Origin of the sequence: Paraburkholderia monticola (genome assembly GCF_001580545.1) — a bacterium.
GTDB classification, from domain to species: Bacteria; Pseudomonadota; Gammaproteobacteria; order Burkholderiales; family Burkholderiaceae; genus Paraburkholderia; species Paraburkholderia monticola.
On record NZ_LRBG01000035.1, the window covers coordinates 229,325 to 240,858 of the forward strand.

12 protein-coding genes and 1 tRNA gene are annotated in these 11,534 nt (G+C 62.7%); 3 read left to right on the plus strand and 10 right to left on the minus strand.

The genetic code is table 11. The annotated features are described in order from the left end of the window. Positions 1-264: 264 nt before the first annotated feature. The 6 genes from CI15_RS21830 to coxB form a co-directional block, all read right to left on the minus strand. Positions 265-954, minus strand: coding sequence for a hypothetical protein (locus tag CI15_RS21830; protein ID WP_062130883.1), 690 nt, complete (start codon positions 952-954; stop codon positions 265-267). 20 nt (positions 955-974) lie between these two features. Beyond that, positions 975-1,745, minus strand: a complete 771-nt coding sequence (locus CI15_RS21835; RefSeq protein WP_062130886.1) for a tetratricopeptide repeat protein — start codon at positions 1,743-1,745, stop codon at positions 975-977. A 139-nt stretch (positions 1,746-1,884) separates the two neighbouring features. Beyond that, positions 1,885-3,210 (minus strand): ferredoxin reductase family protein, encoded by a 1,326-nt coding sequence (locus CI15_RS21840; RefSeq protein WP_062130889.1) that lies wholly within the window; start codon positions 3,208-3,210, stop codon positions 1,885-1,887. Positions 3,211-3,262: 52 nt separating this feature from the next. Beyond that, positions 3,263-3,598, minus strand: coding sequence for a hypothetical protein (locus CI15_RS21845; RefSeq protein ID WP_018423781.1), 336 nt, complete (start codon positions 3,596-3,598; stop codon positions 3,263-3,265). Further along, positions 3,595-6,132 (minus strand): cytochrome c oxidase subunit I, encoded by a 2,538-nt coding sequence (ctaD, locus tag CI15_RS21850; RefSeq protein WP_062130892.1) that lies wholly within the window; start codon positions 6,130-6,132, stop codon positions 3,595-3,597. The genes CI15_RS21845 and ctaD overlap by 4 nt, the downstream gene beginning before the upstream one ends. Beyond that, positions 6,129-6,779, minus strand: coding sequence for a cytochrome c oxidase subunit II (gene coxB / locus CI15_RS21855; protein ID WP_241495889.1), 651 nt, complete (start codon positions 6,777-6,779; stop codon positions 6,129-6,131). The genes ctaD and coxB overlap by 4 nt, the downstream gene beginning before the upstream one ends. A gap of 87 nt (positions 6,780-6,866) precedes the next feature. Here coxB and CI15_RS21860 point away from each other — a divergent pair, with 87 nt between their 5' ends. Then, positions 6,867-7,379, plus strand: coding sequence for a DUF2231 domain-containing protein (locus CI15_RS21860; RefSeq protein WP_062130898.1), 513 nt, complete (start codon positions 6,867-6,869; stop codon positions 7,377-7,379). Here the strand turns inward: CI15_RS21860 and CI15_RS21865 are convergent. After that, positions 7,343-7,855: a CopD family protein gene (locus tag CI15_RS21865; protein WP_062130901.1), complete on the minus strand. Its 513-nt coding sequence runs from the start codon at positions 7,853-7,855 to the stop codon at positions 7,343-7,345. The two genes, CI15_RS21860 and CI15_RS21865, sit on opposite strands and share 37 nt — an antisense overlap. Beyond that, positions 7,852-8,577: a cytochrome c oxidase assembly protein gene (locus CI15_RS21870; protein WP_241495890.1), complete on the minus strand. Its 726-nt coding sequence runs from the start codon at positions 8,575-8,577 to the stop codon at positions 7,852-7,854. The genes CI15_RS21865 and CI15_RS21870 overlap by 4 nt, the downstream gene beginning before the upstream one ends. A gap of 314 nt (positions 8,578-8,891) precedes the next feature. On the opposite strand from CI15_RS21870, the gene CI15_RS37340 reads away from it, so the two are divergent. Then, complete coding sequence (locus CI15_RS37340) at positions 8,892-9,050, plus strand: hypothetical protein (protein WP_162842057.1); 159 nt, start codon at positions 8,892-8,894, stop codon at positions 9,048-9,050. Between the two features lie 111 nt (positions 9,051-9,161). Here CI15_RS37340 and yfcF read toward each other — a convergent pair whose 3' ends face one another. Further along, complete coding sequence (gene yfcF / locus CI15_RS21875; protein WP_075643755.1) at positions 9,162-9,794, minus strand: glutathione transferase; 633 nt, start codon at positions 9,792-9,794, stop codon at positions 9,162-9,164. A gap of 539 nt (positions 9,795-10,333) precedes the next feature. Here yfcF and CI15_RS21880 point away from each other — a divergent pair. After that, a tRNA-Leu gene (locus CI15_RS21880) sits at positions 10,334-10,418 on the plus strand. A gap of 73 nt (positions 10,419-10,491) precedes the next feature. Here CI15_RS21880 and CI15_RS21885 read toward each other — a convergent pair. Further along, positions 10,492-11,511, minus strand: a complete 1,020-nt coding sequence (locus CI15_RS21885) for a D-cysteine desulfhydrase family protein (RefSeq protein ID WP_062130906.1) — start codon at positions 11,509-11,511, stop codon at positions 10,492-10,494. Positions 11,512-11,534 lie beyond the last annotated feature (23 nt).

An 11,534-nucleotide genomic window follows, 5' to 3' on the forward strand; every position in this document is an offset into this window, starting at 1 on the left:
TTAGTCAATAATATCGATTTGACGACATGGGGTAATCCCGCATCTTTGCTTTACGAGAATGAAAGAATCAAGGCGTATAGCGGGATACGCAATCCGCATACGCTAGATGCATTGCCGGATTATTACTAATATTTGGATCGACGCGGCACGCGGCATGCTGCGGCGTTGACGTCGCGGGATGCCACGTCGAGCCGGGGCAGGAGTCAAACGGGGGGATGGATGGAAATGAAAGTGACGCGCGGCGAATCAGGCGTTCGACGCAATTCAACCACCGGATAAAACTGAATCCTCGATTTCGTAGCGTTCATTGCCGATGGAAATCAGATTGATGCCGGCATTCTTGCGGGTGAGCGTGTTACCTGGCATCGGCTGATCGCTTGCGGACGCAGCGGTGCCGATCACGCGGCCACTGACGCCGAAGAAAATCGCTCGCGTCGCGCCATCGGGCCAGTAGACCACGACCGTTGTCGATCGATCGCCGTGATGCTCGACGCCGAACTTGCACATCGTTCTGGTCTGTCCGTTGCCGCGTTCACACGGCAGCGTGCCGGTCGCGCTAATAGGCGATGGCTTCTCCGGCTTGACGCTCTTCTGCGAGTCGATCGGCGCCCCTTCCGTTGATATCGAAATCAGCGTCACGCCATCCGCGTGACCGACCGCGCGCGCGTACCGATGATGCTCGAGGATCGCGCGCGCGGCGGCGCTATCGCTCGAGCCCGGACAGCCGACCAGCATCGCCATATGGTCGAGATAGTTCGCGGTTGCAGTCGACTCGCCGAGCCGCCGGCATGTATCGCCCGAGTGCGGATAGCCATCGCCGAGCACGACGAACGAAGCGGGCCATTCGAAGGGCTTGTGCGTACCAGTGGTCTGCGCTGAAGTCGAACCGCTAGCGGCTGCGAAAGCCATCGCCGCGCACAGCACTGAAGCAAAGGTCCGGGAAGCGCGTCGCATCGAAGTTTTCCTCCGCATGTTCACGACCGTGCCGCACCCGAGGCCAATGCAGTCTGCGCACGTTGCAGCCATTCGCGATTGTGCTCGCGTGCGAGACGCGTCCAATGCCTGGCATCCTGAACGATTTCCGCATAGAGCGCGCTGGCCCGGCGGCGGTCCGCCTCGTCCGGTTGGGTGGCGAGCCAGTCGGCAAACAGGCAGCGCGGCGCGACGTCGTTCGCGCAGGTCAGCGCCTGTTCGAATGCCGCGCGCGCGCCGGGTGCGCTCAGTGCGGCCAGCGTGCGCGCGTACAGCAGCGCCGGGATGCCCTGATTGCGTGCTCGCGGATCGACCGAGAACAGATTCGCCAAGGTCGCATCGGCGGCGGTGTACTCGCCGAGCGCGAACTGCGAGCGTGCAAGACCGAGCAGCAACGCGGCATCGTTCGCGAACGGGCCGTTCGCCGCGGTCTGGAAATGTTCGAGGGCTTCGCGCGGATCGCCGGCATCGAGCAAGGCCTCGCCGAGGCGCATCCGATGCTGTACGGTCGGCGCACGGTCGAAATTGGCGCGCGCTTCACGCAGCGCCCGATTCGGATCGACGAATTGCGTTATCGCCTGCGTGGCTACTCGTGCGCCGCGCGTATGGCGCAGACTTGGCAGATAGATCGCGAAGAAATATACGACGCTGCCGAGCAGCGGAAAAGCAAACAGAATGAATAACCAGTAGATGCCCTGGTTATTGCGCATTGCGTGGACGGCGAAAAAGATCGCGACAAAAACGTGAAGACCAATTCCAAAGAAATAGGGCATATCGATTCAACCTTCGGGCGTGAAGCATCAATGCAGCGACTCGACGCGCAAATACGCGAATAAAAGTGACAGCGCGACGACGATCACGCCGGTCGCAATGACGAGACGATTGGCCAACAGTCGACGCATCGCGATTCTCCTAGACGAAGCTGTAGCGCTCGGAATGGTAGCGGATGCGCGGCACCTTCATGTCGCCGAGCGCTGTTTCGATCGCATCCATCATCGGATCCGGTCCGCAGATGAAGTACTCGTGATCGGCAAATTCGGGCGGCAGATGGCGCCGGAACATCGCGGCGTCGATGCGCCCGGTTTCGCCGCTCCAGCCTTCGGGCGGGTCCGACAGCACATAGACGATACGCAGATCGAGCCGCGTTTTCAGCGCATCGAGTTCTTCGCGGAACGTCAGCGAGTCCCACGTCTTGCCGCCGTACAGTAGCACGAGCGGACGTCGATCGCCGCGGTCGGCGAGCGTGCGGATCATGCTCATCATCGGCGTAATGCCGATGCCGCCTGCGATCAGCACGTGCATGTCGGTCGGATGGCCGATCGTGAATGCGCCGTACGGGCCGTCCAGATACACGCGTTGTCCGGCTTCGAGCGTGTTTACCGTGCTGGTGAAATCGCCGAGATTGCGGATCGTCATTTCGACACGGCCATTCGCGGCCTCGGCGCTCGACGAAAACGAAAAAGGATGGCCGGTGATGCGGAACGGACTGCCCCACACGTTGAGCCAGCCGAACTGGCCGGGTTGGAAGCGAAAGCCCGCATGACCTTCAGGCTGCATGACGAGCGTCGTGGTGTCGCCGCGTTCCGCGCGCACTTCGGCGATCCGGTAGGGACGTCTGAGCATGAAAAGCGGCTTGAACAGCCGCACGTACAGCAGTAGCGCGATCCAGAAGATCGTCATGCAGATCCACAGCGTGCGCTTGAGCGGATCGGCCAGATAGAAGCCCCAGCCGATCATATGCAGCACGCCGCCGAAGATCGCGACCAGCGCGAGCGCGATGTGCGACAGATGCCACAGCTCGTAAGGGATCTTCAGTTGCTTGCGCCACAGTGCTGTGATCACCAGCACGATCACCGAGCCGATCGACAGGAACGCGAACCACGCGCCCCATGGAACCTCGAGCAGCGAGTCGGGCATCTCGAGCTTATCGGAGCCGATCGCGAACAGAATCAGCGGATGCACGACGACGAGGCCGACCGCGAGCAACGACACGCGTCGATGGAAATGGTAGATGACGTCTTCGCCCCACGGCTCGGTCACGTGACGAAAGCGCGCGGTGAGGCCGAATTGCAGGCCCATCATCGCGAGGCCGGAGTAGCCGAGCGCCACCGAGAACTCGGTGCCGAAGTTGCGCGCGGGCGGTAGCGTACCGGCCAGCAGCGCGAACAGCGGCGCGAGAATGAACAGCAGATAGATGGCCGACCAGACGGCTTTGCGTGCGAGATCTTGAGACCGCATCAGTGCTCCTCCATGCAAGGGTGCGTCGCCCGGGCTCGCGCCCGATCCGCGTTCAGACGCAGGTGGTGAGCAGTAGCGCGGGGCCGAACGTGATCACGGTTGCGACCAACGCGGCGATCAGGGTCCAGACGACGACGGTATGCATGAACGAGCTGATGCGTTCGGGCCCCGGGTCGCGGGTCGCGGCGCGATAGCGCCACAGCCAGCCGATCGCGATCAGATGCAGCAGCAGGATGATCGCGAGACTGGCGCGCAGCGGTCCGGTCGGCCATGCGAACGCGCAGCCGATCGCATGGAGCGCATAGAGGATCACGAACGCGAGACACCAGATCGTGAAGCCGACGGCGAGCCACCACAACCGCCTTGGCGAGAGCGGACGCGCATTCATGGTCGGGCTCCCAGCATGGCGACGAGGCTCGGCAGCGCAAGCACGAGTGCAAGCGCGATGAGGCCCGTCGCAAACGTGTAATCGAGCCACAGGCGCGTGAGACGCAGGTCGGTCAGGCGGCGCGCGGAAACGAAGCCCGCGCCGATACGCAGCACGTTGCTGATCAGGAACAGCAGCCCGATGCCCGCGTGAATCGCGATATACGTGAGCAGCGCCGCGGCCGTCGCCCCGAGTGCGTGCTCGCGCGGATTCGGTGTCACGCCGTTGATCAGCATCACGCAGGCGACGAGCGCGACGATCAGTGCGATGGCCGTCAGCCCGATCGTGCCATGCGGTTTGCGCTCCGCCGCGGCGGCCCGCAGCGAGCCATGCGCGGCGGCCGCCGCGAGCGCGAGCGCGACGACCGCGACGAGCGCGAGCAGGCGGCTCGGATGCGGCGTCACCGCCGCCGGCCAGTTCGGCGCGGCGATCCAGAGATAGAACGTGCCGAAAACCAGCGACGTGAACAGCGTGCCGTCCGCGACCAGTGCGCAGATCAGTGAAAGCCATGACGGCGCGCCGGCCACCTCGGTGTGCGGCGGCACGCTGACGCCGCGGCCGACCGGCAGCGCGCCGTAATCGCGCGCATGGCCTGCGCTTTGTCCCGCGTAGATGAAGAGGCCGAACGTCACGAACGCAAACGCGACCGACAGCAGATAGAACTTGAACAGCATCGCGAGCACCGCCGCGCCCGTCACCAGGGCGGTGACGAGCGGCAGATAGGTCGCGTTCGGCAGCACGATCAGCTGTTCGGGCTCGCCCGAAGTCATATGCACGCCGAGCGTCTCCTGCCAGCCGTTGCGCGTGAAGCCGAGGTAGCCTTCGCCGCGCGCGAGCGAGCTGGCGAGCTGGCCCGGTGGGACCTTTTCGGATTCGGCGTCGATGTGCGGGATCGACGCGAACGCGTACGGGGCGGGCGGAATCGGCATGGCCCATTCGAGTGTGGTCGAGTCCCACGGATTGCGCCGCACGCGCTGGCCGAAACGCACCTGCACGATGATGTCGATCACGACGAGCGCGAAGCCGATCGTCATCACGAAGCTGCCCACCGAGGACAGCAGATTGAGCCAGTTCCAGCCTTCGTCGCCGCTATAGGTGAAGACGCGCCGCGGCATGCCGAGCAGGCCGGTCAGGTGCATCATGAAGAACGTCATGTTGAAGCCGATGAACACGAGCCAGAACGCCGGCACCGAAAGATTGTGCACGGCGGTGCGCCCTGTCAGCAGCGGCAGCCAGTAATAGAACGCCGCGAGCATCGGAAACGCGAGCGCGCCGGCCACCACGTAGTGCATATGCGCGACGACGAAGTAGGTGTCGTGCGCCTGCCAGTCGAACGGCACGATCGCGAGCATCACGCCGGTCAGGCCACCGCACGTGAACACGAAGAAGAAGCCGAAGATGTACAGCATCGGCACGTCCCAGCGCGGCCGGCCATGCGACAGCGTGGCGAGCCACGCGAAGAACTGGATTGCCGTGGGCACAGCGACGATCGCCGAGCCGGCCGAGAAGAACGCGAGCGCGAGATGCGGAATGCCCACCGTGAACATGTGATGCACCCAGATGCCGAAGCTCAGGAACGCGAGCGCGATGATCGCGACGACGATCGTGCGATAGCCGACGAGCTTGCGTCGCGCGAACACGGGGATCATCGTCGACAGCACGCCGGCCATCGGCAGGAAGATGATGTACACGTCCGGGTGGCCGAACAGCCAGAACAGATGCTGCCACAGCAGCGGATCGCCGCCGCGTGTCGGATCGAAGAACGGCAGGTTGAACGCGCGCTCCACCTCGAGCAGGATCGAGCCCAGAATCAGCGGCGGGAACGCGACGATCATCATCATCGCGGTCACGAGGATGTACCACGCGAAGATCGGCATGCGGTCGAGCGACATGCCCGGCGCGCGCATCTTCAGGATCGACACGACGATTTCCATCGCGAGCGACAGCGCCGAGATTTCGACGAACGTGATACCGAGCAACCAGACGTCGGCGTTCAGTCCGGGCGTGTACACGTTGGAGCTGAGCGGCGTGTACATGAACCAGCCGCCGTCGGGCGCGCTGCGCAGAATCAGCGAGACGGTCAGGATCGTGCCGCCGAACAGATAACACCAGTAGCCGTAAGCGGTCAGGCGCGGAAACGCGAAGTCGCGCGTGCCGAGAATTTTCGGCGTCAGATAGACCGCGAAGCTTTCGACCATCGGGATCGCGAACAGGAACAGCATCATCGATCCATGCATCGTGAAGACCTGGTTATAGGTTTCCACGTCCATGAAGTTCGCATGCGGCGTCGCGAGCTGGACGCGCGTGAGCATGCCGAGAATCCCGGCGATCGCGAAGAACACGAACGACGTGATCATCATCCGCATGCCGAGGATCGTATGGTTGACCGCGGCGAGCTTTTGCAGACCCGGCCCGGTGCCCCAGATCGCGGCAAGCTGGCGGTGCAGTCGCAGCGCGTTGATGCCCTGTGATGGCGGCTCGACCGGCACACTCATTTCTTCACCTCCCCGTTGGTGGCGGCGCTTTTAACTGCGGCCGGAAAATCTTCCGCACGATCGACGATCACGGTGAAGTGCATCTGCGCGTGACCGATACCGCAAAACTCATTGCATTGCCCGGCGTACTGGCCGGGCTGATCGGCCTCGATGCGCAGCAGGTTGTGGTGGCCCGGCACGGCGTCGATCTTGCCCGCGAAGCGCGGAATCCAGAACGCGTGCACGACGTCCAAGCTGGTCACGGAGATATCGACCGGCGTGCCCGCCGGCAGATGCAGCACGTTCCCGGTTTCGACGTTGCCGAGTTCCGGATAGCGGAAGGTCCAGCGCCATTGCTGCGCGATCGCCTCGATGCGCGCCGGCGCATGCGCGCGCAGCGGCAGCAGCAACTCGCCTGCGTACAGCGCGTAGCAGACGAGCGGGATCAGGATCACCGCGGGCAGCACGAGACCGCCGAGCACGATCCAGCGCGCGGGCGACACCTGCGAGCCCCAGCCGGGCCGGAACACCGTCATCAGAAACAGCACGAGCACCATCGCGAACAGGATCGCCGCGCCCGTCAGCATCACCCACCACAGCCCGGCGATCGAGGCGGCGGCCGGGCCGGACGGTTCGAGTGTCGAAAGCGGCCCGGTGCAGCCGGACAACGCCGCGAGCGATCCTGCTTGGACCACCCGACGCAAGCAGCTATGATGGTTTGCACCACCAGGCATTCGATGCGAGGGCACACCACCATGGCAAACAAAGGCAATTCGGGAACCGGCACGAGAAGCGAAGTGATGGTCGAACTGGAGCGGCTCGACAAGGGTTCGGCGGTGGCACTCGTTGGCCATCCGATTCACGTGATGATGGTGCATTTTCCGATCGCGTTCGTCGTCGCGACATTGGGCGTCGACGTGATCTACTGGTGGACGGGCGACCCGTTCTGGATCCGCGCCGGCCTGTGGGCCGCCGGCTTCGCGTTCTGGAGCGGCGTGGCCGCGAGCGTGGTCGGCACGGCCGAGCTGCTGCTCGTGCGCGGCATCCGCCTGAAGGAGGCGAGCTGGTCGCACGCGGTCGCCGCAATGACGCTCGTCGCGCTCGCCGGGGCGAACTGGGGCGTGCGGCTGCTGTACCCCGACCAGATCCTGCCGCATGGACTCGTGCTCTCGGCGCTCAGCTCGGTGATGACGGGCTTCGCCGGCTGGCATGGGGGCAAGCTCGTGTTCGATCATGGCGTGGGGATTCTCGTTTCGCCGAAGGAATGATGCAGCCACCGGCCAAGTCCGCCGGGCTCGAACAGATGCGGGGCGAACAGGTTCGAGTCGATCTGCGGCTTGGCCAGCACGATCCAGATGATCGCGACGATCACGACCAGATAAGCAATCGTTAGCGCGATCGCCGAGGCCCGGCCGAAGCGGCCGTCGGGCAGATACAGATCGTGCAGCACGAGGCCGGCCAGCACGTGCAGCATCGCCATGATGCCGACGAACACCATCTTCGCGGTGAACCACTCGACGAAGGTGGCTTGCAGAAAGATCAGCACGGTGCCGCTCGCGATCGCGACGAACGCGGCGGGCGAGGTCAACTCCACGAACACGAGCCGCGTGATGCGGTGTAGCCGGTCGAGCTCGGTGCCGGCCGCGAGCCCGCGGCGCTGCCAGAACAGATACGGCAGCACGATCAAACCGCCCGACCAGATAGCGATCGCGGCCAGATGAATGAATTTCAGGAGTGTCGTCACAGTGCGGGCTCTCTGACGCGCAGGCTTGACCAGACGAGCGAGAGTCCTGCCGCGAGATAAGGGATCATCGCCAGGACCCACATCAGCAGTCCGGCGAGTTGCTGGTCGGCGAGCGGCGTGAGCCCCCACGCGGCCGTGGTCGCGAAGTGCACGACGTAGAGCGGCACCGGCGCGAACACGATCAACGCACCGAGCAGACCCATATGGCCGATCGTCGCGACGAGCGCCATTAGCGCGGGTCCGGTCGGCAACAATGGCGAGAAAATGCTGCGCCACATGAGCCAAGCACTACCAAGCAACGTGAGCTGCATCAGCCAGTAGCCGGGCACGCTCGATAGTCCCCATGCGTAGGGCCCCGGTGCATGCCACAACCAGATGATCACCGCGTGCGCGGCGACCACCGGCACGAGTGGCGGATGCATGAGCCGCGGCAGCGGAAACGCGAGCGCGAGCAGCGGCGCGACGGCGGCGATCAGAATGATGTGATGTGTGACGCGCGCGGAGAACAATGCCGACGACAGCGCGCAGAGCGGCGACACGAACACGACCGCCATCAACGCGATGGCAACCCATCCCGCCCGTGCATTCGCCGAGCGGCCGCTGGCTACGATCCATGCAAGGGCCGCGAGCGCGACGAGCAATGGCGGGTCCGTATTCCAGCGCAACCACAAGCTCTCTGGGACAGCCGCGGGACCACAGTAGGCGACGGGAAAATATGGCATGGCGCAATATCTTCAACGAGTCCAGGTGCTTCATTAGTACACGCAATGAAACGCGTAACAGAAAACACCTTTGAATTGTCGGGACGGCTCACGATCTGGCTGATCGCTCATGTACTCTAGCGCAAATAAACTGTTTAGGGACAGCTATCTGAAACTTGTAAGTTTTCGCGTGACAAAATGTTTTCGATTGATCGCTGGCAACTTTAGTAAAGGCCGGTGTAACGATAGCAAGATAAACTCGATGGTGCGGCGCAATACTCGTGGGTTTCTACTGCGAGGCGTAATATGACGAAATCATGTGACGGAGGTCCGCCATGTTTCATGATCCAATTCAGATTCCTGCAATGATCGAATTGACATTGCTTGCGATCGTGCTGATTGTGGTCAGCATCGTGCGTGCGAGGCAGCAAAGGGAGCGGGCGAGGAATCGGGCAATGGCGGAGCAGGGAAGATCAGATAAAACGCAAATGTAATATTCGCATTTAGTGCATCTTTTGATGCTCATCTAATTCAGATTCTTTGCGGCTGTCTCGCCGCTTCTATCGATGGCTTGCCGGCGTGGCGGGCGGCCACGCCGGGCCACTTCATAACGGCGGACGCTTCAGCTGAACCCACTGTTGCACGCTGGCACGCTGCCATTGTCGCGTGGCGTATTCCTCGAGCCTGGGCGGAACCGGATCGCCATTCAGCACGAGGCGGTTGAGCATCAACGCGAGGTCGGTGTCGGCGATGCACCACTCGCCGAACAGGTTAGGCGAGTTGGCTGGAAGCAACGCGTCGGCGGCGGCGAAGAGTTTTTGTGCCGCCTGTTCTGCGCTGGCGGAAAGTGGGCCGCCGCGTGATCCAAAGAAGATGACTTCGGTGGAACGCTCCTGACGGATCGGTAGCAGATCGCTGCGCAGCCACGCTTGCACCTGGCGCGCTCGCGCGCGCAGACGTCGGTCTTGCGGATAGACCGGCGTCTGCGGAAATGTCTCTTCGAGGTATTCGGTAATTGCCGACGACTCGGACAACGCAAAATCATCGTGTATCAGCGTCGGCACGCGCCGCGTCAATGATCGGGCCGCGTAGTCGGTCGCGTGATTCGCTTTGCTCGCGAGATCGACGGTCGAAAAGTCGAACGGCAAGCGCTTCTCGTGCAGCGTCACGAAGACGGACATCGCGTAAGGGCTCGCGAATTGCGCGTCGGTGTAGAGGTGGAGGGCGTGTTGTGGCAAGGAGGCTCCGTTTTCGTGAATCGTCGATGTCGAGATTCGAATACTAGCTGCTCGTCGCCCCACCGCGTGGCGTTTCACCAATGCGGATTGGCCAGGTCACATGCGAGCAGGCAGCCTACCGCCGACACGGTGCCAACCGCGCCGAGACCGACGCCTACGGCAAGGTTTTCCACCGTCGTCGCGCAACCTTGCAACATGGAAATCGAGGTTAGCAGCGAGGCGAGAAGCAGACGCTGCCGGAGTCGCCAGGATGATGTGCGTGGTGGTGACATGGTGTGTTAGCCGTGAAGCGCTCGTTCAGCGCATGAGCGTACGAGCATAGTGGCCCACCATGTGCCGCATTCCCCGAAGGAGCGCCCGACAAGCGTCAGCCCTTACAAGCTGTTGCGAGGCCGCGGGTTTCGCAACAGCCGAACAAAATCACAAGAGGGGCTTTAAAAAAATAATTTTGCTGCTACAATTGCGGCCCTCTGCCCATGTGGCGGGAAGTTGGTAGACGCATTCGGCACAGTCCGGTGCGCTCCAGACTGCAGTGAAATGCCGACGTGGTGAAATTGGTAGACACGCTATCTTGAGGGGGTAGTGGCGAAAGCTGTGCGAGTTCGAGTCTCGCCGTCGGCACCAAAGTCAAAGTGTTTTCGCGTTCATGCACCTTCAGCATGAGCGGCGCTCGGGACTCAAGCGCCCTCGCAGCGCCTCAGAATTCGTTCCGGTAGGCAAATAGTCCGGGCAGTCCGCCGGTCATCACAAATAGAATCTTCTGCCCCACCGGGTACTTCCCGGTACTCACGTTTTCCACAAGACCCGCAAACGCCTTGCCGCTATACACGGGATCGAGCAATAGACCTTCCGTCGATGCCATCAGGCGAACCGTGGCCCGCATGTTTTCGGTCGGAATGCCATAGCCGGGTCCGAGCTGCGCTTCGTCGATCGAGATTGCGTCATCACTGACGCGCAGGCTTGGGTCGATCAGTTGAACCGTCTGGTTCGCTTTTTCCAAAGTCAGCGGGTAGGTGTGCGCAGCGCGTCCCAATACCGTGAATGCGGCAATACACGATGGATCCAAACCCATCGCGACAAAACCCGCGACCAGCCCCGCCTGCATGCCGCCGCTTCCGTTCGGCACCACGATGCGATCGAAAGCCAGGTTTTGCGTGTGCGATTGAGCGACGATTTCAGCAGCGCAGTCCGCATAGCCGAGGCAACCGACCGGGCTCGACCCGCCCAACGGACACACATAAACGTTACGGCCCTGCGCACGCAACTCGTTGGCGCGCTCCTCGGCGAATTGCAGCGCGTTGGCCGTGCCGGGAAGATCATGTACACGCGCATCGAATAGCGCATCGAGCAGGACGTTGCCGTTCTCCAGATAATCGTGATCGAAGCGCGGCACGGTTCTCGTCAGCACCAGCTCGCATCGAAGTCCGACGCGAGCCGCCGCGGCCGCGGTGAGCCGCGCATGATTCGATTGACGCGCGCCGACGGTAATGACGGTGTCCGCACCACGCGCGAGTGCTTCGCCGATCAGGAATTCGAGCTTGCGCAGCTTGTTGCCGCCGCCGCCCAGTCCCGTCAGATCTTCTCTTTTGACGTAGATGTCCGCGCCGCCGAGGCGAGCGCTCAGACGCGCGAGATGTTGAATGGGCGTGGGGCCGTCGAGAAGCGTGCGGCGCGGAAACCTGGATAAGTCGAGGCTGGGCGATGAGGTGGAGTTCATAGTCGGATTCGGGCCGTTGAGTT